Annotated in this window: 28 protein-coding genes; 20 read left to right on the forward strand and 8 right to left on the reverse strand. The window is 64.1% G+C overall.

The window, feature by feature from the left end; all coding sequences use genetic code 11:
- Window positions 1-148: 148 nt before the first annotated feature.
- Entirely contained in the window at window positions 149-520 is a 372-nt protein-coding gene (locus EOA32_RS11790) for a hypothetical protein (protein ID WP_066999139.1), read from the reverse strand.
- Window positions 521-684: 164 nt separating this feature from the next.
- Here EOA32_RS11790 and ureC point away from each other — a divergent pair, with 164 nt between their 5' ends.
- The 7 genes from ureC to EOA32_RS11825 all read left to right on the forward strand — a co-directional run bounded on the left by ureC (window position 685) and on the right by EOA32_RS11825 (window position 6,252).
- Window positions 685-2,400 (forward strand): urease subunit alpha, encoded by a 1,716-nt coding sequence (gene ureC / locus EOA32_RS11795; RefSeq protein ID WP_189407085.1) that lies wholly within the window; start codon window positions 685-687, stop codon window positions 2,398-2,400.
- 107 nt (window positions 2,401-2,507) lie between these two features.
- Entirely contained in the window at window positions 2,508-3,113 is a 606-nt protein-coding gene (locus EOA32_RS11800) for a glutathione S-transferase family protein (protein ID WP_095782163.1), read from the forward strand.
- The gene (ureE, locus tag EOA32_RS11805) at window positions 3,110-3,688 is read left to right on the forward strand and encodes an urease accessory protein UreE (protein ID WP_128371835.1); all 579 of its coding nucleotides are present in this window, start codon (window positions 3,110-3,112) and stop codon (window positions 3,686-3,688) included. Before EOA32_RS11800 ends, ureE begins: the two co-directional genes overlap by 4 nt.
- Window positions 3,681-4,352, forward strand: coding sequence for an urease accessory protein UreF (locus EOA32_RS11810; protein ID WP_095831939.1), 672 nt, complete (start codon window positions 3,681-3,683; stop codon window positions 4,350-4,352). The genes ureE and EOA32_RS11810 overlap by 8 nt, the downstream gene beginning before the upstream one ends.
- Window positions 4,349-4,789 (forward strand): DUF3995 domain-containing protein, encoded by a 441-nt coding sequence (locus EOA32_RS11815; protein ID WP_128371836.1) that lies wholly within the window; start codon window positions 4,349-4,351, stop codon window positions 4,787-4,789. The genes EOA32_RS11810 and EOA32_RS11815 overlap by 4 nt, the downstream gene beginning before the upstream one ends.
- The gene (gene ureG, locus EOA32_RS11820) at window positions 4,786-5,418 is read left to right on the forward strand and encodes an urease accessory protein UreG (protein ID WP_128371837.1); all 633 of its coding nucleotides are present in this window, start codon (window positions 4,786-4,788) and stop codon (window positions 5,416-5,418) included. The genes EOA32_RS11815 and ureG overlap by 4 nt, the downstream gene beginning before the upstream one ends.
- A 66-nt stretch (window positions 5,419-5,484) precedes the next feature.
- Complete coding sequence (locus tag EOA32_RS11825) at window positions 5,485-6,252, forward strand: class II aldolase and adducin N-terminal domain-containing protein (RefSeq protein ID WP_128371838.1); 768 nt, start codon at window positions 5,485-5,487, stop codon at window positions 6,250-6,252.
- Between the two features lie 199 nt (window positions 6,253-6,451).
- On the opposite strand, the gene EOA32_RS11830 is transcribed toward EOA32_RS11825, so the two are convergent.
- Complete coding sequence (locus EOA32_RS11830; RefSeq protein WP_095799096.1) at window positions 6,452-7,084, reverse strand: HAD family phosphatase; 633 nt, start codon at window positions 7,082-7,084, stop codon at window positions 6,452-6,454.
- Between the two features lie 202 nt (window positions 7,085-7,286).
- Between EOA32_RS11830 and EOA32_RS11835 the strand changes: the two genes are divergently transcribed.
- Window positions 7,287-8,246: a sugar-binding transcriptional regulator gene (locus tag EOA32_RS11835; RefSeq protein ID WP_066999158.1), complete on the forward strand. Its 960-nt coding sequence runs from the start codon at window positions 7,287-7,289 to the stop codon at window positions 8,244-8,246.
- A gap of 84 nt (window positions 8,247-8,330) precedes the next feature.
- Here the strand turns inward: EOA32_RS11835 and EOA32_RS11840 are convergent, their stop codons facing one another.
- Window positions 8,331-8,516, reverse strand: coding sequence for a hypothetical protein (locus EOA32_RS11840; protein WP_095831913.1), 186 nt, complete (start codon window positions 8,514-8,516; stop codon window positions 8,331-8,333).
- Between the two features lie 110 nt (window positions 8,517-8,626).
- Between EOA32_RS11840 and gcvA (EOA32_RS11845) the strand changes: the two genes are divergently transcribed.
- The 10 genes from gcvA (EOA32_RS11845) to EOA32_RS11890 all read left to right on the forward strand — a co-directional run bounded on the left by gcvA (EOA32_RS11845) (window position 8,627) and on the right by EOA32_RS11890 (window position 20,146).
- Window positions 8,627-9,535, forward strand: a complete 909-nt coding sequence (gcvA, locus tag EOA32_RS11845; RefSeq protein WP_066999164.1) for a transcriptional regulator GcvA — start codon at window positions 8,627-8,629, stop codon at window positions 9,533-9,535.
- A 161-nt stretch (window positions 9,536-9,696) separates the two neighbouring features.
- Window positions 9,697-11,007 carry a sugar ABC transporter substrate-binding protein gene (locus EOA32_RS11850; RefSeq protein ID WP_128371839.1) on the forward strand — a complete coding sequence of 437 codons (1,311 nt, stop codon included), beginning with the start codon at window positions 9,697-9,699 and terminating at the stop codon, window positions 11,005-11,007.
- A gap of 137 nt (window positions 11,008-11,144) precedes the next feature.
- Window positions 11,145-12,017, forward strand: a complete 873-nt coding sequence (locus EOA32_RS11855; RefSeq protein ID WP_066999170.1) for a sugar ABC transporter permease — start codon at window positions 11,145-11,147, stop codon at window positions 12,015-12,017.
- A gap of 10 nt (window positions 12,018-12,027) precedes the next feature.
- On the forward strand, window positions 12,028-12,852 hold the full coding sequence (locus tag EOA32_RS11860) for a carbohydrate ABC transporter permease (RefSeq protein WP_066999172.1): 825 nt from the start codon (window positions 12,028-12,030) through the stop codon (window positions 12,850-12,852).
- Between the two features lie 35 nt (window positions 12,853-12,887).
- The gene (locus EOA32_RS11865; RefSeq protein WP_066999175.1) at window positions 12,888-13,892 is read left to right on the forward strand and encodes an ABC transporter ATP-binding protein; all 1,005 of its coding nucleotides are present in this window, start codon (window positions 12,888-12,890) and stop codon (window positions 13,890-13,892) included.
- On the forward strand, window positions 13,889-14,659 hold the full coding sequence (locus EOA32_RS11870; RefSeq protein WP_095831915.1) for an L-iditol 2-dehydrogenase: 771 nt from the start codon (window positions 13,889-13,891) through the stop codon (window positions 14,657-14,659). Before EOA32_RS11865 ends, EOA32_RS11870 begins: the two co-directional genes overlap by 4 nt.
- 155 nt (window positions 14,660-14,814) lie before the next feature.
- Complete coding sequence (locus tag EOA32_RS11875; protein ID WP_128371840.1) at window positions 14,815-16,293, forward strand: mannitol dehydrogenase family protein; 1,479 nt, start codon at window positions 14,815-14,817, stop codon at window positions 16,291-16,293.
- 21 nt (window positions 16,294-16,314) lie between these two features.
- On the forward strand, window positions 16,315-16,998 hold the full coding sequence (locus EOA32_RS11880) for an HAD-IA family hydrolase (RefSeq protein ID WP_095831917.1): 684 nt from the start codon (window positions 16,315-16,317) through the stop codon (window positions 16,996-16,998).
- A complete protein-coding gene (locus tag EOA32_RS11885) occupies window positions 16,992-18,578 on the forward strand; it encodes an FGGY-family carbohydrate kinase (protein ID WP_095831918.1) in 1,587 nt (528 codons plus the stop codon). The genes EOA32_RS11880 and EOA32_RS11885 overlap by 7 nt, the downstream gene beginning before the upstream one ends.
- A 164-nt stretch (window positions 18,579-18,742) precedes the next feature.
- Complete coding sequence (locus tag EOA32_RS11890) at window positions 18,743-20,146, forward strand: MATE family efflux transporter (RefSeq protein WP_128371841.1); 1,404 nt, start codon at window positions 18,743-18,745, stop codon at window positions 20,144-20,146.
- A 40-nt stretch (window positions 20,147-20,186) separates the two neighbouring features.
- Here the strand turns inward: EOA32_RS11890 and EOA32_RS11895 are convergent, their stop codons facing one another.
- The 4 genes from EOA32_RS11895 to speB form a co-directional block, all read right to left on the reverse strand.
- Entirely contained in the window at window positions 20,187-20,831 is a 645-nt protein-coding gene (locus EOA32_RS11895; protein ID WP_128371842.1) for an amino acid ABC transporter permease, read from the reverse strand.
- Window positions 20,828-21,496 (reverse strand): amino acid ABC transporter permease, encoded by a 669-nt coding sequence (locus EOA32_RS11900; RefSeq protein ID WP_066999196.1) that lies wholly within the window; start codon window positions 21,494-21,496, stop codon window positions 20,828-20,830. The genes EOA32_RS11895 and EOA32_RS11900 overlap by 4 nt, the downstream gene beginning before the upstream one ends.
- 88 nt (window positions 21,497-21,584) lie before the next feature.
- The gene (locus EOA32_RS11905) at window positions 21,585-22,385 is read right to left on the reverse strand and encodes a transporter substrate-binding domain-containing protein (RefSeq protein WP_128371843.1); all 801 of its coding nucleotides are present in this window, start codon (window positions 22,383-22,385) and stop codon (window positions 21,585-21,587) included.
- 188 nt (window positions 22,386-22,573) lie between these two features.
- Window positions 22,574-23,629 carry an agmatinase gene (gene speB, locus EOA32_RS11910; RefSeq protein ID WP_095782179.1) on the reverse strand — a complete coding sequence of 352 codons (1,056 nt, stop codon included), beginning with the start codon at window positions 23,627-23,629 and terminating at the stop codon, window positions 22,574-22,576.
- 214 nt (window positions 23,630-23,843) lie between these two features.
- Here speB and gcvA (EOA32_RS11915) point away from each other — a divergent pair, with 214 nt between their 5' ends.
- Window positions 23,844-24,827, forward strand: a complete 984-nt coding sequence (gene gcvA, locus EOA32_RS11915) for a transcriptional regulator GcvA (RefSeq protein WP_095776924.1) — start codon at window positions 23,844-23,846, stop codon at window positions 24,825-24,827.
- Window positions 24,828-24,852: 25 nt separating this feature from the next.
- Here gcvA (EOA32_RS11915) and EOA32_RS11920 read toward each other — a convergent pair whose 3' ends face one another.
- A complete protein-coding gene (locus EOA32_RS11920; protein ID WP_128371844.1) occupies window positions 24,853-25,125 on the reverse strand; it encodes a hypothetical protein in 273 nt (90 codons plus the stop codon).
- Here EOA32_RS11920 and pncB point away from each other — a divergent pair.
- Entirely contained in the window at window positions 25,119-26,423 is a 1,305-nt protein-coding gene (gene pncB, locus EOA32_RS11925; protein WP_128371845.1) for a nicotinate phosphoribosyltransferase, read from the forward strand. The two genes, EOA32_RS11920 and pncB, sit on opposite strands and share 7 nt — an antisense overlap.
- Window positions 26,424-26,551 lie beyond the last annotated feature (128 nt).

Raw genomic sequence — 26,551 nt, forward strand, 5'->3', positions numbered from 1 at the left:
ATCCTGTTCCGGGGCACGCGGCGCTCGCCATCGCTCGCTCCTGGTTGAACTTGTGGCGGGGCGAAAAAGGCGAAACGAGTCTTGTCGGCGGGAGGTTCCGTTCGCGATGATGCTGACGGGCCTGCAACCGGCCCGCCAGCATTGGTCGTCAGCTCGCCTTCTTGGTGATCAGCGTCAGCGCGCCATTGGGTTGCAGGCTGGCGGCGATCACCTGCGCCGAGCTCATCCCCTTGGCTTCGAGCGCGGACTTCACCTTGGGTGTCGCGTCGATCGATTTGCGCAAGGTCTGCAGGCCGGCGTCGCCGCGTTGCGCCACGATCTGATTGACCTGCGTCTGCGTGTCCTTTGGCAGTTCCGTAATATCGACGATGCTGACGCTCTCGATCGTCGGCGCCTTGGGCGCGGCGGCAGCAGGTGCCGCAGGCCCCGGGCTCGGCTGCGGCGCGGGCTGCTGCTGCGCGCCGGCCGCACCCGCCATCATCAAGCTGGCGGCGGCCGCGAAAAGTATCGTCTTTCGCATGGATATTCCTTCCCTCGGTTTGGAAAACGGTCGTTTTGGGCTGACTCGGTCACCTCAACCGCCAAATGGGATCGGAAGGTGTCGTCGAGCGGGTCATTGCATGACCATTGGATGGCGACAATGTGCGCTCCGCGCCCACACAAACTCGCTTTTGGGAGCAATCGCTGATGGCAAGAATTTCCCGTGCCGCCTATGCGCAGATGTACGGCCCCACGGTCGGCGACAAGGTGCGGCTTGCCGACACCCAGCTCTTCATCGAGGTCGAGAAGGATTTCACCGTCCATGGCGAGGAAGTGAAATTCGGCGGCGGCAAGGTCATCCGCGACGGCATGGGCCAGAGCCAGGTTTCCAGGGCGGGCGGTGCCGTCGACACCGTCATCACCAACGCCCTGGTCGTCGACGCGCTCGCCGGGATCGTCAAGGCCGATATCGGCCTGAAGGACGGTCGCATCGCCGCGATCGGCAAGGCAGGCAATCCGGACACCCAGGATGGCGTCACCATCATCATCGGTCCGGGCACCGAGCTCATCGCCGGCGAGGGCAAAATCCTGACGGCCGGCGGCTTCGACGCGCATATCCACTTCATCTGCCCGCAGCAGATCGAGGAAGCGCTGATGAGCGGCATCACCACGATGCTCGGCGGCGGCACCGGTCCGGCGCATGGCACCTTGGCCACCACCTGCACGCCCGGCCCCTGGCACATGGCGCGCATGATCCAGGCTTTCGACGCTTTCCCGATGAATATCGGGCTGTCCGGCAAGGGCAATGCGTCACGGCCGGCGGCGCTGGAGGAAATGGTGCTCGCCGGCGCCTGCTCGCTGAAGCTGCATGAGGATTGGGGCACGACGCCGGCCGCCATCGACTGCTGCCTTTCGGTCGCCGACGACTACGACGTGCAGGTGATGATCCACACCGACACGCTGAACGAGTCAGGGTTTGTCGAGAACACGGTTGCCGCGATCAAGGGCCGCACCATCCATGCCTTCCACACCGAAGGCGCCGGCGGCGGGCATGCGCCCGACATCATCAAGGTCTGCGGCCTGCCCAACGTCATCCCGTCATCGACCAACCCGACGCGGCCTTACACGGTCAACACCCTCGCCGAGCATCTCGACATGCTGATGGTTTGCCATCATTTGTCGCCGTCGATTCCCGAGGACATCGCCTTTGCCGAAAGCCGCATCCGCAAGGAGACGATCGCGGCCGAGGACATCCTGCACGACATCGGCGCCTTCTCGATCATCTCCTCCGACAGCCAGGCCATGGGCCGCGTCGGCGAGGTGGCCATCCGCTGCTGGCAGACCGCCGACAAGATGAAGCGCCAGCGCGGTGCGCTGGCTGAGGAGACGGGCGACAACGACAATTTCCGGGTCCGCCGCTACATCGCCAAATACACCATCAATCCGGCCATCGCGCATGGCCTGTCGAAGGAGATCGGCTCCGTGACGGCCGGGAAACGCGCTGATCTCGTGCTGTGGAACCCGGCCTTCTTCGGCGTCAAGCCGGAGATGGTGCTGGTAGGCGGCACAATCGCCGCCGCCCCGATGGGCGATCCCAACGCATCGATCCCGACGCCGCAGCCGATGCACTACCGGCCGATGTTCGGCGCCTACGGCAAGGCGCTGACCAACTCCGCGGTCACCTTCGTCTCCAAGGCGGCTTTTGATGCCGGCTTGCAGGGCAGGCTTGGCGTAGAGAAGGCGATGGTCGCGGTCGAGAACACGCGCGGCGGCATCGGCAAGCATTCGATGGTGCTCAACGACGCCACGCCGCACGTCGAGGTCGACCCGGAAACCTATGAGGTGCGCGCCGACGGCGAGCTCTTGACCTGCGAGCCGGCGACCGTGCTGCCGATGGCGCAACGGTATTTTCTGTTTTAGCGCTACCGCATTTCATTCGTCCTGCGGCTCTTCGACCTCATCGCCTGATCGCCATTGGGCTGATGGCTTGGATGGTCTAGGCTCCGGGAAGAGGCAGGATTTGAACCATGTACAAGGCCGTCGGATCACGAGGTTCCCGGGTCAGCCGCGTGCTCTGGATGCTCGAGGAGCTCGGGCAATCCTATGAGTTCGTAGAGGTGAAGCTGCGCTCGCCCGAGGCCTATGCACTGAACCCTTCCGGCAAGGTGCCGATCCTGATCGACGGCGAGCTGACGATCACTGATTCGGCGGCGATCTGCGTCTATTTAGCGGACAAGCATACCGATAAGGGGATGGGCGGTAATCCCGGGCTCGCCGGCCGCGCCGAGATGGATTCCTGGATGCATTTTGCTCAGAGCGAGTTCGAAGCGCCGCTGTGGAACAAACTGCGCCACCGCTTCATCCTGCCCAAGGAGCTGCGCGTCGATGTCGGCCCTGCCGCCGCCCATGATTTCGCTTCGGAAGTCAAGGCGCTGGACCGCCGGCTTGGCGACAAGCCTTTCGCGCTCGGCGACCGCTTTTCCGCCGTCGACGTTCTGCTCGGCGATATGGGTGGTTGGGCGCGCGCCGGCCGGTTCCCGGTCGACTCAGATCGCGTCAACGCCTATTTCGATCGCGTGCTGTCGCGACCCGCCCGCGCGCGGGCGCAAGCCAATGGCGGAGCCATGAAATGAAGCTCAACATCAACACCGATTTCACCAAATTTCCGCGCGCCGTCTCGGTGCTCCCGGCCGGCGAGGGCGGAGCGGCGACACCTTTCGACAAGGCTATCTTGACGCATGACGAGCGGCATCTGCGCCGCCGCGCCATCGAAACCGCCGGCGGCGACAGGGTGTTGGTCGATCTGCCCGAGCCGGTGGCGCTCGGCAATGGCGACCGGCTGGTGCTGGAGGACGGCCGCCAGCTCGAGATCGTCGCCGCGCCCGAAGAGGTCTACGACATCCGCGCCCGCGCCACCGTGCATCTCACCGAGCTTGCCTGGCATATCGGCAACCGCCACCTCGCGGCGGCAATCGAGGCGGACCGTATCCTCATCTTGCGCGACCATGTCATCAAGGCGATGCTGGAAGGGCTCGGCGCCACGGTCGGCGAGGTGGTGGAACCGTTCAGTCCCGTGCGCGGCGCCTATTCCGGACAAGGCCACGAACATAGCCATGCGCATGATGATCACGGCCACGACCATCACGATCATGATCACGCGCATGGCCATCATGACCACGACCACGATCACCACCATCACCATGACTGACCAACCGTCCGGTACCGCACTGCTGCGGCTGATGGCCTGGCTGTCGCCGTCCTTTCCGGTCGGCGGCTTCTCCTACAGTCACGGTCTCGAGCGCGCCGTGCATGACGGACTAGTCGCCGATCGCCGGGATCTCGCCGAGTGGCTGGGGACGCTGGTCGAGATGGGCTCGGGCTGGAACGATGCGGTGCTGTTTGCCGAAAGCTGGCGGCGTGCGCGTGACGGCGGCGATATCGCCGAAGTTGCCGCGCTTGCCGAGGCGCTTGCCGGATCGCAGGAGCGCCACGTGGAAACCATGCTCCAGGGCGCCGCCTTCCAAAAAGCCGCCTCTGCCTGGCCCTGTCATCCGCTGGAGCGGCTGCCTGCGGATTGCCCCTATTGCGTCGCTGTCGGCGCGATCGCTGGCAGCGATGGCATCGGCTTGGCGGACGCGCTGTCGGCCTTCCTGCAGGCCTTCTTCTCCAACCTCGTGCAGGCCGCTATCCGGCTCGGCGTTGTAGGACAGGTCGACGCCACATCTTTGGTAGCCGGCTTCGAACCGTTGGCGCTGGCGACAGCTGCTCGCGCCGCGAACTCTACGCTCGATGATCTCGGCGGCTCGGCCTTGATATCCGACATTGCGGCGATGAAGCACGAAACCCAATATTCGCGTCTGTTCCGCTCATGATCATTCTTGCCTTTGTCCTCTCCCTCATCCTGCTGCTGATCACCACGCTGCATGTCTATTGGGGCATAGGCGGCATCTGGCCGGGAAAGGACGCGAAATCCTGCGCCCGCGCGGTCGTCGGCTTTCGCGGCGTCGATGACATGCCCTCGCCCGTCGCGAGCTTTGCCGTCGCCGCGTGCCTGGCGCTTGCGACGCTATGGCCGCTGGCCCTTGAAGGCGTCTTCGCCTCGCCCTTTCCCAGGCAGGGCCTTGTCGCCACGGCGCTGCTCTTTGGCATTGTCTTCTTCGGGCGAGGCATCGCCGGCTTCACGCCCTGGTGGCGCGGGCTGACGCCGGAGCAGCCTTTTGCACGGCTCGACCAGCGCCTCTACTCGCCGCTCTGCCTGTTGATCGGGCTGGGCTTCGCAATCCTCGCCATCACGGAGTTTCCGGCATGAGCCAAGCCAATGGTCCCCTGCGCATCGGCATCGGCGGTCCCGTCGGTTCCGGCAAGACGACGCTCACCGAAAAGCTCTGCAAGGCGCTGCGCGACCGGTTCTCGATCGCCGTCGTCACAAACGACATCTACACCAAGGAAGACGCCATGATGCTGGCGCGCCTGCAGGCGCTGCCGGAGGAGCGCATCGTCGGCGTGGAGACCGGCGGCTGTCCGCACACGGCCATCCGCGAGGACGCCTCGATCAATTTGCGGGCGATCGCCGAGTTGAACCGCAAATTCCCCGACCTCGACATCGTCTTCATCGAATCCGGCGGCGACAATCTCGCCGCCACCTTCTCGCCGGACCTTGCCGATCTGACCCTCTATGTCATTTCGGTCTGCCAGGGCGAGGAGATACCACGCAAGGGCGGCCCGGCCATCACCCGCTCAGACTTCCTCGTCATCAACAAGAGCGATCTGGCGCCCTATGTGAACGTCAACCTCGACGTCATGCAGGCGGACGCCGCCCGCATGCGCGGCAAGCGGCCATTCGGCTTCACCGATCTGTCGCGCGGCAAGGGTCTACAGGAGGTGATCGAGTTCATCGTCGAGCTGGGCGGGCTGCAATCGGCACGGCCTGCCGCCTGACCCATCAGTTTGCGGTTGCTGGCAGCCGCCATGCACGGCATGCTCGGCCAAACCGGAGGATTTTCGATGACCCTTGCCCGTCTGCAGAAGGAAATGCTGACCAACCTGCCTTATTACCAGGAGCGGGTCGATCTCGCCGCCGCCTTCCGCTGGACGGCGCGGCTCAACATGCATGAGGCGGTCGCCAATCATTTCTCGCTGTCGGTCAACGAGGACGGCACGAAGTTCCTGATGAACCCGAACCAGGTGCATTTCTCGCGTATCAAGGCGAGCGATCTGCTTTTGATCGACGCCAACGATCCCGAAACGCTCTCCGGCCCCAACGCGCCCGACCCGACGGCTTGGGGCCTGCACGGCGCCATCCACCGCAACGTGCCGCATGCGCGCTGCGCCATGCATGTGCATTCGATCCACGCCACGGTGCTTGCCTCGCTGGCCGACTCCACCTTGCCGCCGATCGACCAGAACTCGGCCATGTTCTTCAACCGCCATGTCGTGGACCCTCATTATGGCGGGTTGGCCTTCGAAGAGGAGGGCGAGCGCTGCTCGAAACTGCTCGTCGATCCCAGGGTCAAGGTGATGGTCATGGGCAATCACGGCGTGATGGTCATCGGGGATTCTGTCGCCGACACCTTCAATCGCATGTTCTATTTCGAGCGTGCCGCCGAGACCTACATCAAGGCGCTGTGGACCGGCCGGCCGCTGCGCGCGCTCTCCGATGAGATCGCGGAAAAGACGGCGAGCGAGATGGACGACTATCCCGGCCAGGCCGAGCGCCACCTTGCCGAGCTGAAGGCAATCCTCGACGAGGAAGAGCCGGTCTACAGGAACTGAGCCCCGCGGTTGTGGGTGACACTGGAGGCTTGGCTTCGCCTATTTTCGAAGCCGGGCGCTGCCCCCACCCTTACCCTCTCCCCGTGAAGGGCGGTGAGAGGGGGATCGCCAGCGTCGGAGCGTGTCCCTTCTCCCCGTAGTCACGGGGAGAAGGTGCCGGCAGGCGGACGAGGGGCAGCGTCGACGCCTGAAAGTCTATTCAGAGACCCAATTGCGCCCGCAGTTCCTCGGCGCTGTTAATGACGATTGCGCCGGGCGGTCCTTCCATCGGCGCTTCCGGCCAGAAAATCGTCTTCATGCCGGCAGCCAGGCCGGCCATCGCGCCGGTGCGGCTGTCGTCGACCGCGACCGCGTCGGCCGGATCCACACCGGCGAGATAGGCCGCGCGCAGGAAGGGTTCCGCATGCGGCTTGCCTTGGCGTACGTCGTTTCGGCTCACCGTGTGCATGCCGGGATAGACGAGACCGACCGCGCCGAGATTGGCGTCAACGATCAGCCGGTCGGAATTGGACACCACCGCCTGCTCGACGCCTAGCGCGCGCAATTCGTTGAACACCTCGATCGCGCCGGGCCGCGGCTTGAGCGTCTCGGCCATCGGCAGATAGTGGTCGTATTTGCGCACGATCCAGTCATCGAAGTGCAGGTCGAGGCCGAACTGGTCGCGCAGCATTTCGTAGACCGGCCATGCCGCGACGCCCAGCACGCGTTCGTGCAGGTCGGTCGGCGGCGTGATGCCGACGCTGCGCAAAGCCGCCACAAGTGCTGCCTCGTGCAGCGGCTCGCTGTCGACCAGCGTGCCGTCCATGTCCCAGAAAACCGCTTTCGGCGTCATGCAAGGCTCCTTTTGCCGATCCCTTAATGGGTTTCCGGTCAGAGATAAACCGCTCTCCCGGCAAATGGTTGAAGCGAGTGCGAACAGGGCCAACCTTGGTCGGCAGCGGCGCAAGCAATTGCTCCTTCAATTGACAATTGCGCAGAGCCGCTTTCGCTGTAATCTAGAGGGCCCGCTATTGTCGGGCTTGGGGAGGCAGAATGTGAACGCGCGACAGGAAACCGGCAGCACCAGGTTGGACGACGCCGCGCGGGCCGGCTGGCTCTACTATGTTGCCGGCAATACCCAGGATCAGATCGCCGCCAAGCTCGGTATTTCCAGGCAGACGGCGCAGCGGCTCGTCTCGCTGGCGATGTCGGAAGGGCTGATCAAGGTCCGCGTCGATCATCCGATCGCCAATTGCCTCGACCTTGCCGCGCGGCTGAAGTCGCGTTTCGCGCTCGATCTCGTCGAGGTGGTGCCGAGCGATCCGACCTCGTCCTCGACGACGATCGGTGTTGCCGAGGCGGCGGCTGCCGAGATCGAGCGGCGGCTGCGCTCCGCCGCCCCCATCGTCATGGCGATCGGCACCGGGCGCACCCTGAAGGCAGCGATCGAGCTGTTGCCGCCGATGGAGTGCCCGCAGCACAAGGTGGTGTCCTTGACCGGCAACATCTCGCCCGACGGCTCGGCCGCCTTCTACAACGTCATCTTCACCATGGCCGACCGGGTCAAGGCGCGCTCCTTCCCGATGCCGCTGCCGGTCATCGCCTCCTCGCCGGAAGAGCGCGACATGCTGCTCAGCCAGCCGATGATCCAGCCGACGCTGGCGCTGGCCGCGGAAGCAGACGTCACCTTCGTCGGCATCGGCGATCTCGGCCCGAAGGCGCCGCTCTATGAGGACGGCTTCATCTCGGAGGGGGAACTGAAGGCGCTGCAGAAAGCCGGCGGCGTCGCCGAGATCGTCGGCTGGGTTTTCGACCGCGAAGGCCGCATGATCGAAGGCATCACCAACGACCGCGTTTCGTCCGCCGCCTTGCCGTCACGCGAGAAGTCCTTGGTCATCGCGCTTGCCATGGGCGAGCGCAAGCTGCCGGGCATTCTCGCCGCCGTGAACCGGCGTTTGGTCAATGGCCTCATCACCGATGAACGGACAGCCACCGCCCTGCTCGGCGGCGCGTGATCGTGATGCTGGGCTCGGGCCGAATCTGACGCGACGAGCCGTTGGCGATAAAAAGAAACCCGGCTATTATAAAAAGAAACCCGGCTATTTGTAGCGTCCATGCGGATCGTTGCCATCGAGGAAGCCCATGTCCCGCTGCAGGTGCTCCGACAGTTCTCGGACATCGACATAGCCACGCCTGCGGCTGGCGAACCACGAGAATTCCCGCGCCAGCAGCGAAATCCATCCATGTATCGGGGTCGAATCGAGTTTTTCCTGCACCGGAGTCATGATCGTCAGCCTTCGCTATGCTTGAACTGGAGTGATCGTTGACCCCAAATATCGGGCTGATCGGCAAGTGCTTCCAATCAAACGTCGATCATGACCCATAAAGAGGCCTTATGCCCGATCTGAGCTCCCGGCAGAATGTCCAACTCCCGCCCCTGCAGGCGATTCGGGTGTTCGAGGCCGTGGCCAGACACCTCTCCTTCACCAAGGCCGCCGAGGAGCTCGGCATGACCCAGGCCGCCGCGAGCTATCAGATCAAGCTTCTGGAAGAGCGCATCGGCGCGCCGCTTTTCCTGCGCCGCCCACGGCAGATCGAGCTGACCGAACCCGGCCAGCGTCTTGCGCCGGCTGTCAGCGAGGCCTTCGCGCTGCTGAGCGGCGCCTATGCGGCCGCCCGAGCCGGCGCCGACGGCGTGCTTTGCGTTTCCACCCTGCTCACCTTCGCCTCGAACTGGCTGGCGCAGCATCTGGGATCCTTTCAGGTTGCGCACCCCTCGCTTGCCGTGCGCGTCGACACCTCGAACCGAGTCGTCGATTTCGCGCGCGAGGACGTCGATATCGCCATCCGCTCCGGCGGCGGCAAGTGGCCGGGCGTGGAAACGCATATGCTGTTCAGGGCCGACTTCACCCCGGTGCTCAGCCCCAGGCTTGCGGCGAGCATCGGCGGCGTCAAGGAGCCGGCCGACCTGCTCAAGCTCCCCATCCTCGATCCCGGCGACATCTGGTGGCAGGAATGGTTCGCGCTCGCCGGCCTGCCCGCGGAGGAACTCGCCAGCCGTCCCGGCACCAGCATGGGCGCGCAGGCCTATGAGGCCAATGCCGCGATGGCCGGGCAAGGTGTTGCGATCGTCACCAGCGCCCTGTTCAAGAACGAGCTTGCCGACGGCCGGCTGATCCAGCCCTTCGATCTCGTCGGCGACGACGGCCACGCCTACTGGCTGGTTTATCCCACGGCCCGGCGCAACGTGCCGAAGATCCGCGCCTTCCGAGATTGGATTCTCGCCGAGATCGCCTGCCAGTAGGCCGGCATTACACCTGCCGCCTCTGCTATGCGACGCCCAGACGGGCGCGGCATCGATTTGTGCTGCGCTGCAGCATCGATTCCGGCTTGACATAATTCACACTTAGTGAGTAATTGCCCACAGCCAAGGCAAATGCTCATCTTGGTTTTAGGGAGGAATTGATGAAACTTCGCACGCTCACCCTGGGCCTGTTGTCGGTCAGCGCCCTTGCATTCGCCGCGCATGCCGAATCCATCACCATCGCCACCGTCAACAATGGCGACATGGTCCGCATGCAGAAGCTGACGGACGACTTCACGAAGGCCAATCCCGACATCCAGCTCAACTGGGTCACGCTCGAAGAGAACGTGCTGCGCGAGCGCGTCACCACCGACATCGCCACCAAGGGTGGCCAGTACGACGTCTTGACCATCGGCACTTACGAGGTTCCGATCTGGGCCAAGCAGAGCTGGCTCTTGCCGCTCGAGAAGCTCGGCGACGACTACGACGTCAAGGACATCATCCCGGCCATTGCCGGCGGCCTTTCGGTCGACGGCAAGCTCTATGCCGCGCCCTTCTACGGCGAGAGCTCCTTCGTCATGTACCGCAAGGACCTGATGGAGAAGGCGGGGCTCAAAATGCCCGACGCGCCGACCTGGGACTTCATCAAGGAGGCCGCCGACAAGATGACCGATCGGGCCAATGGCGTGAACGGCATCTGCCTGCGCGGCAAGGCCGGCTGGGGCGAGAACATGGCCTTCCTGACCGCCATGTCGAACTCCTTCGGCGCCCGCTGGTTCGATGAGAACTGGAAGCCGCAATTCGACCAGCCGGAATGGAAGAACACGCTGCAGTTCTATGTCGACCTGATGAAGGCAGACGGTCCTGAGGGCGCGTCCTCCAACGGCTTCAACGAGAATCTTGCGCTCTTCCAGCAGGGCAAGTGCGGCATGTGGATCGATGCCACCGTCGCCGCGTCCTTCGTCTCCGACCCGAAGGCCTCGCAGGTCGCCGACAAGGTCGGCTATGCGCTGGCGCCCGACAAGGGTCTCGGCAAGCGCGGCAACTGGCTGTGGGCATGGTCTCTCGCAATCCCCGCCGGCACCAAGAAGGCGGACGCCGCCGAGAAGTTCGTCTCCTGGGCAACCTCGAAGCACTACCTCGACCTGGTGGCTTCGAAGGAAGGCTGGGCCAACGTTCCGCCCGGAACCCGGACCTCGCTCTACAACAATCCGGAGTACCAGAAGGCAGCGCCCTTCGCGAAGATGACGCTGGACTCCATCAATGCCGCCGACCCGACGCATCCGACCGTCAAGCCGGTGCCCTATGTCGGCGTGCAGTTCGTGGCCATCCCGGAATTCCAGGGCCTCGGCACCACCGTCGGCCAGCTCTTCTCCGCCGCCCTTGCCGGCCAGTCGAGCGTCGATGATGCGCTGAAGCAGGCCCAGGACGCGGCGACTGCCGCGATGACCGAAGGCGGCTACCTCAAGTAAGGCTCCTCCCGGTGCCGAACGCCGGTAGCGGATCATGACCGGCATAGGCCGCCCGAAACCCAGTTCGGGCGGCCACCTTTGCAATCAGGAATTCTGGCACAAGTCTAAATCCGGCTGACCTTGGGAGGGTGACCGTCATGGCTACTCAGCAAACCCGTTCGCTTGCCCGTTTCATGATGGCGCCGTCGGTGATCCTGCTGTTCGTCTGGATGATTGTGCCACTGGTCTTTACGCTGTGGTTCTCGTTCCTCCAGTACAACCCGCTCAATCCGATCCGCGATGGGTTCGTCTGGTTCGCCAATTACAAGCTCTTCTACTCCAACCCCGCCTTCCTGCAGTCGATCCTCAACACATTGACCATCGTCGTCAGTGTCCTGGCCATCACCGTGATTGGCGGCATCCTTTTGGCGCTGCTGCTCGACCAGCCGATCTGGGGTCAGGGCTTCGTGCGCATCCTGGTCATCTCGCCGTTCTTCGTCATGCCGCCGGTGGCGGCACTTGTCTGGAAGAACATGATCATGCACCCGCAATACGGCGTCTTTGCCGATATTGCCCGCTTCTTCGGCGCCAACCCGATCGACTGGTTCGGTCAGCATCCGCTGACCGCCGTCATCCTGATCGTCGCCTGGCAATGGCTGCCCTTCGCGACGCTGATCCTGCTCACCTCGCTCCAATCGCTTGACGGTGAGCAGAAGGAGGCGGCCGAGATGGATGGCGCCGGCTTCCTCAGCCGCTTCTGGTACTTGACGCTGCCGCACATGTCGCGCGCCATCACCGTCGTCATCCTGATCCAGACGATCTTCCTGCTCTCGGTCTATGCCGAGATCCTGGTCACCACCAATGGCGGTCCCGGCTACGCCTCCACCAACCTGCCGTTCCTCGTCTACCAGAAGGCGCTCTTGGAATTCAAAATCGGCCAGGCGTCGGCAGGCGGCGTCATCGCGGTCATTCTCGCCAACATCGTCGCCTTCTTCGTCATGCGCGCGGTCGGCAGGAACCTGGACAAATAGGGAGGATAGAATGGCACGCGCAGTCACCACCCAGCACAAGACGATCGCAACAGTCGCGGCCTGGGTCGTCGCCCTGCTGATCTTCTTCCCGATCCTTTATACGATTATCACATCCTTCAAGTCGGAGCAGGAGGCGATCCAGGGCTTCGCCCTGATCCCGTCGGGCACCACCGAAAGCTATTCGGAAGTGCAGGCGCAGAGCGGCTATTTCAAGTTCTTCCTGAATTCCGTGATCCTGTCGGTCGGCTCGACCGTCCTTGCGCTCATCGTCGCCGTGCCGGCGGCCTGGTCGATGGCCTTCTCGCCGACCAAGCGGACCAAGGACATCCTGATGTGGATGCTCTCCACCAAGATGATGCCGGCCGTCGCCGTGCTGTTCCCGATCTATCTGATCTTCCGCGACACCGGCCTGCTCGACAGCCGCATCGGCCTCACCGTCATGCTGATGCTGATCAACCTGCCGATCGTGGTCTGGATGCTCTACACCTATTTCCGCGAGATCCCGGGTGAGATCCTCGAAGCGGCGCGCATGGACGGCGCCTCGCTGTGGAACGAGATCATCTATGTGCTGACGCCCATGGCCGTTCCCGGCATTGCCTCGACCATGCTCTTGAACATCATCCTGGCCTGGAACGAGGCGTTCTGGACGATCCGCCTGACCACCACCGAGGCCGCACCGCTCACCGCCTTCATCAGCTCCTTCTCCAGTCCGCAGGGCCTGTTCTGGGCCAAGCTCTCGGCCGCCTCGACATTGGCGATCGCGCCGATCCTGATCATGGGCTGGTTCAGCCAGAAGCAGCTGGTGCGCGGCCTGACCTTTGGCGCCGTGAAGTAAGCCGTAAGCGGCGGACGAAATCCGGGGAGGAAACCATGGGAAACATCACGCTCAAGAACGTCTCCAAGTCCTTCGGGTCGACGACGATCATTCCGAACATCGATCTCGCCATCGAGGACGGCGAGTTCGTCGTGTTCGTTGGCCCCTCGGGTTGCGGCAAGTCAACGCTGCTCAGGCTGATCGCCGGGCTGGAGGACACCAGCGGCGGCACCATCAGCATCGATGGCCGCGACGTCACCCGCGAGGCGCCGGCCAAGCGCAAGCTTGCCATGGTCTTCCAGTCCTACGCGCTCTACCCGCATATGACGGTCGCCAAGAACATCGCCTTCCCGCTGAAGATGGCCGGCGAGGACCAGGCGACCATCGATAAGAAGGTCAAGGACGCGGCGCGCGTCTTGAACCTCACCAACTATCTCGAGCGGCGCCCGGGCCAGCTCTCCGGCGGCCAGCGCCAGCGCGTCGCCATCGGCCGCGCCATCGTGCGCCAGCCATCGGCCTTCCTGTTCGACGAGCCGCTGTCCAACCTCGACGCAGCCCTGCGCGGCACCATGCGGCTGGAGATCAGCGAACTGCATCATCAGCTGAAGACGACGATGATCTATGTCACCCACGACCAGGTCGAGGCCATGACCATGGCCGACAAGATCGTCGTGCTCAATGCCGGCAACATCGAGCAGGTCGGCTCGCCGATGGAACTCTACAAAACGCCGAAGAACCTGTTCGTCGCCGGCTTCATCGGCTCGCCGAAGATGAACTTGATCGAAGGCGCGCCGGCCGACAAATACGGCGCCAAGACCATCGGCATCCGGCCCGAGCACATCAACATCTCGACCACGGCGGGCGACTGGAAGGCGACGGTCGGCGTTGCCGAGCATCTCGGCTCCGACACCTTCCTGCATGTCCAGACCGACGGCATCGGCACGATCAATGTGCGCGCCGACGGCGAGGTTGCCGTCAAGCACGGCGACACCGTCTACCTGACGCCCGACAAGGCCAAGCTCCATCGCTTCGGCGCCGACGGCAAGGCGCTGGCGCAGTGAGGCTCAAAGGCAAATCGGCGCTGATCACCGGATCGGCGCGCGGCATCGGCAGGGCCTTCGCCGAAGCCTATATTCGCGAAGGCGCCACGGTGGCGATTGCCGACATCAATCTCGAAGCGGCGGAAGCGACGGCGAAGGATATCGGCTCTGCCGCTTACGCGATCCGGCTCGACGTCACCGACCAGTCCTCGATCGAGGCCAGCGTGAAAGCCGTCGAAGCGAAGGCGGGCGGCCTCGACATCCTGATCAACAATGCCGCCTTGTTCGACCTTGCGCCCATCGTCGAGATCAGCCGCGCGAGCTACGACAAGCTCTGCTCCGTCAATGTCGCCGGCACGCTGTTCATGCTGCAGGCCGCGGCTCGCTCGATGATCGCTGCCGGCCGGGGCGGCAGGATCATCAACATGGCGAGCCAAGCCGGACGCCGCGGCGAGCCGCTGGTCGCGGTTTATTGCGCCACCAAGGCCGCCGTCATCTCGCTTACCCAGTCGGCCGGACTCGACCTGATCAAGCACCGCATCAACGTCAACGCCATCGCACCGGGCGTCGTCGACGGCGAGCATTGGGATCACGTCGATTCGCTGTTCGCCAAATATGAGAACCGGCCGAAGGGCGAGAAGAAGAGGCTCGTCGGCGAAAGCGTGCCCTATGGCCGCATGGGTCGAGCCGAAGATCTGACTGGCATGGCGGTTTTCCTCGCCAGTGAAGAAGCCGAATACATTGTCGCCCAGACCTACAACGTCGATGGCGGTCAATGGATGAGTTGAGGGGGAAGCGCGCCTCCCTTCCTCCGGGGAGGACGCGTCGCGGGGCAGGTGAGGGGCGCATACCGGCAAACGGATGCTGCCCCTCACCGCTCGCCCCAAGCGGGTGAATTGGGGGTTGGATTGTCGGGCTGCATATCGGCCAAAGGGTAAGTAAGATGACCGTGAAACTCTCTTCCTCGAACCTCGCAAAGCTTCCGTCAAAGGTTTCCGGTCCAAAATACGATCGCGCCGCGCTGAAGGCCGGCATCGTGCATTTCGGCGTCGGCAACTTCCACCGCTCGCACCAGGCTGTCTATCTCGACGACCTGTTCAATTCCGGCCTCGGCCATGACTGGGCACTGATCGGCGCCGGCGTGTTCGAGGGCGAGAAGGCCGGCCGCGCCAGGCTGCAGGAGCAGGACTGGCTGACCACCGTTGTCGAGCAGGACCAGGGCCATATGAGCGCCCGCGTCACCGGCGCCATGGTCGATTTCCTGATGCCGGGCGATGCTGAGGCGATCGTCGAGCAGCTCGCCAACCCTGCGATCAAGATTGTGTCGCTGACCATCACCGAAGGCGGCTATTTCATCGATCCGGCCTCCGGAAAGTTCAATCCGGCCCATCCCGACATTGTCGCCGATGCTCAGCCGGCTGCGGCACCGAAGACGGTCTTCGGCATCATTCTTGCCGGACTGGTGCGCCGGCGCGCCGACGGCATCGTGCCGTTCACGGTCATGTCCTGCGACAACATCCCCCACAATGGCCACGTCACCTCCGACGGCGTCATCGGCCTTGCCCGGCTGATCGACGAGGCTCTGGCCAACTGGGTGAGGGACAACGTCGCTTTCCCGAACGGCATGGTCGACCGCATCACGCCGGCCACCACCGATCGCGAGCGTAGCATTCTGGCCAATGATTTCGGGCTGGAGGACAATTGGCCGGTCTTCTGCGAACCGTTCAAACAATGGGTGCTGGAAGATCGTTTCACCGCCGGTCGGCCGCCGCTGGAACAGGCTGGCGTCCAATTCGTCAAGGATGTCTCGCCTTACGAGCTGATGAAGATCCGCATCTTGAACGGCGGCCACGCAGCCATCGCCTATCCGGCGGGCCTGATGGACATCCATTTCGTGCATGAGGCGATGCAGGAGCCGCTGGTGCGCGGCTTCCTCGCCAAGCTGGAGCGCGACGAGATCATCCCCACCGTGCCGCCGGTGCCGGACACGGTGCTCGAGGATTACTACCAGCTCATCGAGCGCCGCTTCTCCAACCCCAAGATCGGCGACACCATCCGAAGACTTTGCCTCGACGGTTCCAACCGCCAGCCGAAATTCATAATTCCGACCGCCGCGGACCGACTGAAGGCGGGGAAAGGTGTTGCCGGCCTGGCTCTGGAGTCCGCGCTCTGGTGCCGCTACTGCTTCGGCACCACCGACAGCGGCGCCGTCATCGAGCCGAACGATCCGAGCTGGGACCGGATGCAGGCGACCGCCAAAGCGGCGAAGAACTCGCCCCAGGCCTGGCTGGCGATGGACGACATCTATGGCGATGTCGGCCGCTCCGCCGTCTTTGCCGAAGCCTTCGCCCATGCGCTGAACGAATTGTGGGCGAACGGCGCGCGCGAAACCTTGACGCGCTATCTCGCCGGCAAGCTCTGAAGCTCTTTGGACGCAGCCGCAATGACGCCCGAGCTCGTCATCTTCGACTGTGACGGCGTGCTGGTCGACAGCGAGGCGCTTTCGGTTTCCGCGTTGCTGGGCATGATCGAGCTCGCCGGCGGCACGGTCTCGGAGGACGCCGCCTACGAGCATTTCCTCGGCAAGAGCATGAAGAGCGTGCGCGAGATTCTCGGCAGCGATTTCGGCCTGGAGATAAGCGACCAACATCTCACCGCCATGCGCGTCGAGCTGATGCGCAAGTTCCGCGAGGAGCTGAAGCCGATCCCCGGCATCAAGGAGATCCTGCCGAAGCTTGGCCTGCCCCATTGCGTCGCCTCTTCCGGCACGCTGGAGCGCATCCGCTACGCGCTCGAGGTCACCGGCCTGCTGGGCCTGCTGGAGCCGCACCTCTTCAGCGCCGCCATGGTCAAGCGCGGCAAGCCGGCGCCGGACCTGTTCCTCCATGCCGCCGCCGTGATGCGCGCTGATCCGGGCAAATCCCTTGTCATCGAGGACAGCCCGGCCGGCATCGCCGCGGCGCGGGCGGCGGGCATGCGCGTCTTTGCTTTCACCGGCGGATCGCATGCAAACAACCCCGCGCTCAAGGCGCGGCTTGCGTCGACCGAACCGGACTTTATATTCGCTGACATGCTGCAATTGCCCGATCTGATTGCAGACCTGGGAGCGAGAGTAAAAGCATCTTGACGAGTTTCGTTTGCGCGGTCGATGTCGGCACCGGGAGCGCTCGCGCGGGCATTCTCGACTCGCGTGGCAATCTGCTCGGCCGCGCCGAGCGGCCGATCGCCATGCACCAGCCTAAGCCCGATCACGCGGAGCACGATTCGGAAAATATCTGGTCGGCAGTCTGCGCCGCCGTGCGCGCCGCGCGCGAGAAGGCCAACGTCGCCGCATCGGACATCGTCGGCATCTCCTTTGACGCCACCTGCTCGCTTGTGGTGCGCGGCAGGCGGGGCGATCAGCTGAGCGTCTCGGTCACCGGCGAGAAGCGCTGGGACACCATCGTCTGGCTCGACCATCGCGCCATCGCCGAAGCCGACGAATGCACCAGAAGCGGCCATGCGGTGCTCGACTATATCGGCGGGGTGATGTCGCCGGAAATGGAAACGCCAAAGCTGATGTGGCTGAAGCGCAACCTGCCCGCAACCTGGAATGAAGCCGGCTATCTGTTCGATCTCGCCGATTTCCTGACCTGGAAAGCGACCGGATCGCTCGCCCGCTCGCAATGCACGCTGACGGCCAAATGGACCTATCTCGCGCATGAGGAGACGGGCTGGCGGCGCGATTTCTTCAAGCTCGTCGGCATCGGCGATCTCTTCGAGCATGGCAATCTCCCGGACAAGGCGAGCCCCGTCGGCACCGATATCGGGCAACTCACGGCCGATGCGGCGGCAGATCTCGGCCTCACGGAAAAATGCCGGGTCGGCGCCGGGGTGATCGACGCCTATGCCGGCGCGCTCGGTGTGCTCGGCGGCTTCGCCGGCGACGAGAAGGACATCAGCCGGCACCTGGCGCTGATTGCCGGCACCTCGTCCTGCGTCATGGCGATGTCGCAGGATCCGCAGCCTTTCGCCGGCGTCTGGGGACCATATTATGGCGCGGCGTTGCCAAAGCTCTGGCTGTCGGAAGGCGGTCAGTCGGCGACCGGCGCTCTGCTCGACCACATCATCCGCTGGCACGGCGCCGGCGGCGAGCCGGATGCGGCAATGCATGCCAGGATCGCCAAGCGCGTCGCCGAACTGCGCGCCGCCGAGGGCGATGCGCTGGCGGCGCGGCTGCATGTTCTGCCGGATTTCCACGGCAATCGCTCGCCGCTCGCCGACCCGCACGCGGTTGGCGTCGTCAGCGGGCTGACACTCGATTCCTCCTTCGACAGCCTGTGCAAGCTCTACTGGCGCACCGCCGTCGGCATCGCGCTCGGCGTGCGCCATGTGCTCGAGGCGCTGAACGAGAACGGCTATTTGATCGACACGCTGCACGTCACCGGCGGCCACACCAAGAACCCGCTCTTGATGGAACTCTATGCCGATGCCACCGGCTGCACCGTCATCGAGCCGCTGGCCGACGAGGCGGTGTTGCTCGGCACCGGAATGGTCGCTGCGACCGCCGCTGGGCTTTACCCCGACCTGAACGCCGCCTGCGTGGCCATGCAGCAGGGCGGCAGGACGCGGCCCCCGAATCCGGCCGCCGGCGCTCGCTTCGACCGCGACTATCGCATCTTCCTCGAAATGCACCGCCAGCGGCAGGCGCTCGACACCATCCAATAGAAGGCCCGGCTCTTGCGCTTCCCGCTGGCTCAATAGGTCGCCGCTCCTCCTCCTTGCCAATATGTCGCATTTCGTTCACAAGACGGCGCAAACGGCGCCATTTTGCGCCGTTTGCGTGCGGCTTCCGGGCGAGTCCCGACGCGCCGTGGTCTGAAGAGCGGAAAATGTCTGCGATCGAAGCCGGCGCTCGCGCGCCGGAAAATTTTTGGCGTCAGGAAATCAGGGCAACATTGTCGCTTGCCTGGCCGATGGTGCTCACCAATCTCGGCCAGACCGCCATGACCGCGACCGACGTCATGATGATGGGCCGTTTGGGACCCGACACGCTGGCCGCCGGCGCGCTCGGCTCCAACCTCTATTTCATGCCGCTGATCTTCGGGCTTGGCCTGATGCTCGCCACCTCGCCGATGATGGCGACCGAGCTCGGCCGCCGCCGCCATTCGGTGCGCGACTTGCGCCGCACCGTGCGCCAGGGCCTGTGGCTGGCGGTCCTCGTCTCGATCCCGATCTGGTTGTTCCTCTGGCATGGCGAAGAAGTGCTTTTGGCCATGGGGCAGAAGCCGGACCTCGCGAACCAGGCAGGCATCTACCTGCACTGGCTGCAATGGGCGGTGCTGCCTTTTTACGGTTATATCGTGTTGCGCTCCTTCATCTCGGCGCTGGAGCGGCCCGGCTGGGCGCTGATCATCGTTTTCGTCGCCGTCGCCTGCAACGCCTTCTTCAACTGGGTCTTCATGTTCGGCAACCTCGGCGTCCGCCCGATGGGCATCGCCGGCTCGGGCCTCGCCACCTCGCTTTCCAGCATGCTGATGTTTGTTGGACTGGCGGCCGTGGTGGTGCTGGAGAAAAAATTCCGCCGCTATCACCTCTTCGGCCGCTTCTGGCGCTCCGACTGGCCGCGCTTCCGCGGCCTGCTGAGGCTCGGCCTGCCGATCGCCGGCATCCTCGCCTTCGAGGTGACTATCTTCAATGCGGCAGCCCTGCTGATGGGTCTGATCGACGCGGATTCGCTGGCAGCCCACGCGATTGCCATCCAGATCGCCTCGATCTCCTTCATGGTGCCGCTCGGCCTCAACCAGGCGGTCACCGTGCGCGTCGGCCTGGCACATGGCGCCGGCAATCCCGAGGGCGTCTCGCGCGCCGGCTGGACCAGCTTTGTCATCGGCGTCTCCTTCATGGCGCTGATGGGGCTGGTGATGATCCTATGGCCGCATCTTTTGATCAGCGCCTTCATCGATCTCGCCGATCCGGCCAATGCCAGGGTGATCACGCTTGCCGTGTCCTTCCTGGTGTTCGCGGCGCTGTTCCAGATCTTCGACGGCGCGCAGGCGGTGGCCGCCGGCATGCTGCGCGGCCTGCACGATACCAAGGTGCCGATGATCTATGCCGCGATCGGCTATTGGGGGGTCGGCCTGCCGCTCGGCGTGCTGCTCGCCTTCCATTTCGGCTTTGACGGCGTCGGCATCTGGATCGGCCTGTCGTCAGGGCTGGCGGTGGTGGCGGTGCTCCTGCTCGTGCGTTGGCTGCGGCGCGATCGCATCGCGCCGGCGCTGTCGTTCGGCCATTGAGAAGAGTGGCCGCCGGTCAGCCGGCGGCCGTCGTCAATCTTCAGTGTGCGGCGACACGCTCGAGCCGTCGCGCATATTGCGTCAGCGGGAAGCACATAACGAAGAAGATCAGCGCCACCAGCCCGTAGACGGTGAAGGGCTCGAAGGTCGCGTTGTTGATCGCGTTGGAGGTCCTGACCAACTCCTCGAAACCGATGATCGAGGTCAGCGCCGTCGATTTGATCAGCTGCACCAGGAAGCCGACGGTCGGGGCGCGCGTGATGGCGAAGGCCTGCGGCAGGATGATCAGCCTGAGTTCCTGCAGATAATGCAGTCCGAGACTGGCGCCGGCGTCCCACTGGCCGCGCGGCAGCGCATCGACACCGCTGCGCCAGATCTCGGCGAGATAGGCGCTGGCGAAGAAGGTGAGGCCGAGCGCCGCGGCGGTCCATGGCTCGATGCGCAGCCCCAACATCGGCAGGCCGAAGAACATCAGGAAAAGCTGCATGAGGAGCGGCGTGCCCTGGAACAGCGCGATATAGCCGGAAGCGATCCGCTTGATCCATTTGTTCTTGGCTATGCGGAAGAACAGCACGACCAGCCCGACCAGCGCGCCGCCGACGAAGGCCGTAAGCGACAACAGCACCGTCCAGCGCGCGGCGAGCAGAAGGTTGCGCAATATGTCCCAGAGGGTGAATTCGATCATGACACGCCGGCTCCGAGCGCGCGGCGTCCGCCGCTGACCAGCAGCCGGCGCAGCCCCATCGACAGGCCGAGATAGACCATGGTCACCACCAGATAGGTTTCGAAGGCGCGGAAGGTGCGCGCCTGCAGCATGTCGGCCTCGTAGGTCAGTTCACGCACCGCGATCTGCGACACCACGGCCGATTCCAGCATCATGATGACGATCTGGCTGGTCAGCGCCGGATAGATCACTTTCAGCGCCTGCGGCAGCACGATCTTTATGAACACCTGTCTGGGCCTGAGCCCGAGCGCAAGTGCTGCCTCCGTCTGCCCGCGCGGCACCGCGTCCAGACCCGCGCCGACGATCTCGATCGTGTAGGCCGCCATGTTGAGCGTCATCGCCAGCATGGCGGCCAGGATCGGATCGAGCCGGATGCCGAGGCTGGGCAGGCCGAAGAAGATGAAGAACAGCTGCACCAGGAACGGCGTGTTGCGCATCACTTCGACATACCAGCCGATCGCCAGCTTGAGCGGCCTCGGGCCGTTCCGGCGGCCGGCGGCGCCCAGGATGCTGAGGAAAGTGCCGGCCAGCGTGGTGACGACGATCAGAAGCAGCGTCATCGCCGCGCCGCGCGCGATCGCGCCCGCTGCACCCGCAAGCCAGCCGAAGTCGAGGCTGTAGCCCATCGCGATTGGCCCTGTTGGAAAGCGTGTAGCGCAAGAAGCAAGTACGGGAGCGGTTCAGCGCTTCATGCGCGCTGAACCGCTCCGGGGATCAATCCTTGAGGTTGTCGGGATTGAGCGGCGTCTTCAGCCAGGCCTTCGAGCTCTCGTCCAGCTTGCTGTCCGCCAGCATCTTGGCGACCGCATCGTTCACCGCCTTCTTCAGCCTGTCCTCGTTCTTGTTGAGGCCGATATGCGAGGGCGAGGTCAGCAGCTGGAACTTCTGCTCGGGCTTCAATGCAACCTGCTTGGCCAGCACCTGCGCGCCGACATCGTTGCCGACCACCATCAGCTGCGTCTGTCCGGAGATGAAGGCCTGGATGACGGAATTGTAGTTGTCGAAGCGGCGGATGTCGGCCGAGGCGGGCGCCGCCTGGGTGAGCGAGGTATCCTCCAGCGTGCCGCGATTGACGGCGATCGACTTGTCGGCAAGGTCGTCCTTGCCTTTGACGGCAAGCTCGGCCGGGCCGATGACGGCGATGTAATAGGGTGCGTAGGCGGCGGCGAAATCGATCACCTGCTCGCGCTCCTTCGAATAGCCGACGCTCATCAAGATATCGACGCGCTTGTCGGTGAGATACGGGATGCGATTCTGGCCGGTGACGCTGACGAGGTTCAGCTTCACCTTCAAGGAATCGGCGATCGCCTGCGCGACGTCGATGTCATAGCCCTTGATGCTCATGTCGGCGCTGGCCGAGGAAAAAGGCGGGAAGTCGGAGAAGATGCCGACATTGATGGCCCCAGCCTTGGTGATGTCGTCGATGGCGTCGGCCTTGGCCTGCGAGGCAAGACCGGCGGCGCCGAGCATGATGAGTGCCGCAAGTGCGGATTTCAGTGTGTTGCGAAGAGTCATTTTAGTTCCCCTGCTGGAAGCTTGTTGTTGAAACCGGCCGCCGGCTCCAGCGCGACGGCCGTACTGGTCAGCAATTCCAGGAAAAGCGGGAAGCGGTCTACGCTTGGCGACTTCGCATAGCTTCCGTCCGGAATTGCGTAAAAACGAAGCGGTTCGCCGTTTCCATGAAGCGGTGAAACGCTCTCGTGTCAGCCCTTCTTGATTGCCGGGCTGAACACCATCAGGCTCAGGATCTCGAACAGGACTTGCGCGCCGACATGGGCGGTGTTGGTGGTCGCGTCATATTGCGGCGCCACCTCGACGACGTCGCCGCCGACGATGTTGAGGCCCTTCAGGCCGCGCAGCAGCTCGAGCACCTCGCGCGTCGTCAGCCCGCCGACCTCAGGCGTGCCGGTGCCCGGCGCGAAGGCCGGATCGATGCTGTCGACGTCGAAGGAGATGTAGGTCGGGCCGTCGCCGACGATCTTCCGCGCCTTCTCGATGATGGCGGGGATGCCGAGGCCGGTCACCTCCTCGGCATGGACCACCGTCATGCCGGATTCGTAGGTGAACTCCCACAGATACTCGGCCGAGCCGCGAATGCCGATCTGGATCGTGCGGGTGGGATCGAGCACGCCGTCCAGGACCGCGTTGCGGAACGGTCCGCCGTGGTGGAACTTGGTCATGTCGAACAGCCCACTGGTGTCGCAATGGGCGTCGATGTGGATCATGCCGACGGGAGCCTGCTTACCGACCGCTTTCAGGATCGGATGGCTGATCGAGTGGTCGCCGCCGACCGAAAGCGGCAGCACGCCGGCGTCGACGATCTGGTTGGTGCGCTTTTCGATGTCCTCATGGCTGATCTCCAGCCGGTAACGGCTGCGGAACGGCGTGTCGCCGATGTCGGCGACGCGCAGCTCATGCGTCGGCGCGCATTCCAGCACGTGATTGTAGGGGCCGATGCGCTCGATGGCGCGCAGCGCCCGCGGCCCGAAGCGTGAGCCCGGCCGGTTGGTGACGCCAAGGTCCATCGGCACGCCAATCATCGCCACTTGCAAGTCGCCGAAATCCGGATTGTCGGCCGCCACCTGCCGGTACGGCGCGGCAAGGAAGGTCGGGATGCCGGAATAGGGCGCTAGCCGGGTGCCGCTTTTGCTGAAGATCTTGTCGGCGACCTTGCGGAATTTCGGGTCGAACATCTCGCCGCCATGGCTCTCGCCATATTTGCGGCGCAACGCTTCGAGCTTGCCGCGATCGTAACCCATGTCCGGTACTCCTCCGTGACTGCTTGCAGCGCGGCGGCTGCACCGACGGCTGCCAAGCCAGCAGTCATCCGGCTGATCGTTGCCCGCCGGCGCCTGCGAAATCTACGTCTGTTGAGCTGTTCCGGGCAAAAGTGTCGGGCAACTGTATTGAAAAATCAATTGATATTGTTAGGGTCTTTGCTGTGAGAAAATCTCACAAAGTCGGGAGCTGTCCTTGGCCAAGCGCTTGCCGCCGTTGAACCCGTTGCGCGCTTTCGAGGCGACGGCGCGACATGCCTCGCTGACCAAGGCGGCGGGCGAGCTCAACGTCACGCATGGCGCGGTCAGCCATCAGATCAAGGCGCTCGAGCAATCGCTCGGCGTAAAGCTTTTCCAGCGCGCGGGTCAGCGCGTGAAGCTGACGCCGCACGGCGCTGAGTTCCTGCCGGCGGTTTCGGCGGCCTTCGACGGCATCGCCGCCGCCACGCAGCGCATGACACGCCCCGCAAGCACCGGTGTGCTGTCGGTGTCCTGCGTGCCGGCGCTGCTCTTGTTGTGGATGACGCCGCGGCTCGGCTCCTTCACCGCGCAATATCCCGACATCCAGCTGACGCTGATCCCCTCCAACGACGCCAGGGACATCCGCGCGCCGCACATCGACGTCTGCGTGCACTATGGCGATGGCAGCTGGAGCGACTGCTGGATACGCAAATGGTCGGGTCTCGAGCTGTTTCCGGTGGTCAGCCCGACGCTGATCAACAACCGCCCGATCCGCAGCGTGCGCGACCTTGCCGACCACGTTTTCCTGCATGGCGACGACGGCCGCGAGTGGCACACCTGGCTGGCCGCCGCCGACGCGCTCGATCTGGAGCGCGGCCGCCGCCATCACCTCGGCGACGCGCGCATAGCGGTGGAGGCCGCCGTCCACGGCCACGGCGTGGCGCTCGGCGATTCCGTGACCGCGCGCGCCCTGCTCGCCAGGGGCATGCTCGTCGCGCCCTTCGCTTTGTCGGTGCCGGCGGTCGATGACTTCTATGTCGTCTGCCGCAACGAGATGCGCTCGGCGCCGATCGTCCAGCTATTCATCGACTGGTTGTTTGCCGAAAAGGAGCAGGACGAGGGCCGCGCCGATGCGCCGGTCGCCGGCCGTGTGCCGAGCCGCAGGAAGCGCCCGGCGCTCAAGGTGATCGGGGCTAGAGCGATTCCAGGAAAAGTGTGAGCGGTTTTCCGTCCGGAAATTCCCGTCAAAAAGCCAAGAGCATTTCGCGGTTGCCGTGCAACGGTGGAATGCTCTGGCGCAGCGTCATGATCGCTGGACTTGCATAGCTGGTTTTTGTCGGGCCAGCTTGCAAAGCAGGAAGCGCTTTCAAAAATACAATGCTAAGACCGCAGCTGGTTAACAATTCTGGGAGCTGCGCGGCGGTTTTCCGTCCGGAGTGCTTCATAACAGGGACTTGAGGCGCCGCGCTTGGAATCACGCAAGCGAGACGCGCTTTTTGGGTGAGCAGATATGGCACGAACCGATATAGCGCGGCGCGTCTACAACCACACCTGGAAGCTGGACCCCATCGTCCGCAGCCTGCTGGACACCGATTTCTACAAGCTGCTGATGCTGCAGATGATCTGGGGCATGTACCCCAAGGTCGACGCCACCTTCACGCTGATCAACCGCACGACCTCGGTGCGGCTCGCCGACGAGATCGACGAAGGCGAACTGCGCGAGCAGCTCGACCACGCTCGCACCTTGCGCTTCACCAAGAAGGAGATGATCTGGCTCGGCGGCAACACCTTCTATGGCCGTAAGCAGATCTTCGAGCCGGAATTCCTCGCCTGGCTGGAGGATTTCCGCCTTCCCGACTATGAACTCACCAAACACGACGGTCAGTACGAACTGTCCTTTCCCGGTCCCTGGATGTACACCACGCTGTGGGAGATACCGGCGCTCGCCATCATCAACGAGCTGCGCTCGCGCGCCGCCATGCGCTCCTTCGGTCAGTTTGCGCTCGACGTGCTCTACGCCCGCGCCAAGGCCAAGATGTGGGCCAAGACCGAGCGGCTGAAGGCACTGCCCGGCATCCGCATTTCCGATTTCGGCACCCGCCGGCGCCACTCCTTCCTGTGGCAGCGCTGGTGCGTCGAGGCGCTGAAGGAAGGCATCGGCGAGGCTTTCACCGGCACGTCGAACGTGCTTCTGGCCATGGACAACGACCTCGAGGCGCTCGGCACCAATGCGCACGAGCTGCCTATGGTGTTTGCGGCACTTGCCAATTCCGTTGAGGAGCTGAGGCAGGCGCCCTACAAGGTGCTGCAGGACTGGCAGCGCTATTATGGCGGCAATCTGCTGATCGTGCTGCCCGATACGTTCGGCACGTCCGCTTTCCTGCGCGACGCGCCGGACTGGATCGCCGACTGGACCGGCTTCCGCCCCGACAGCGCGCCGCCGATCGAAGGCGGCGAGAAGATCCTCTCCTGGTGGCGCGAGAAGGGCAAGGATCCGAAACAGAAGCTGCTCATCTTCTCCGACGGGCTCGAGGTCGAGACCATCGAGGAGACCTACAAGCATTTCCGCGGCAAGGTGCGCATGTCCTTCGGCTGGGGCACCAACCTCACCAATGATTTCGAAGGCTGCGCGCCGACCGAGACCAACAGTCTCGACGCCATCTCGCTGGTCTGCAAGGTCAGCGAAGCCAATGGCCGGCCGGCGGTCAAGCTCTCCGACAACCCCGCCAAGTCGACCGGCGATGAGAAGGAGATCAAGCGCTATTTGCGGATCTTCGGCGAGAAGGGGCGGGTGGAGCAGCTGGTCAAGGTGTGAGGGGTCGCCATCAGTGACCAGTGCTGATCCGGCTTTGTCACTCGAGACAGCGAGCCTCGATCGGCCGAGTTCCTTCGCCGTAGGGTGTAAGCCTTCGGAGTTGGCTTGCTTAGCCACCGCCCTTGCCC

The organism is Mesorhizobium sp. M1A.F.Ca.ET.072.01.1.1, assembly GCF_004023325.1.
Lineage (GTDB): Bacteria > Pseudomonadota > Alphaproteobacteria > Rhizobiales > Rhizobiaceae > Mesorhizobium.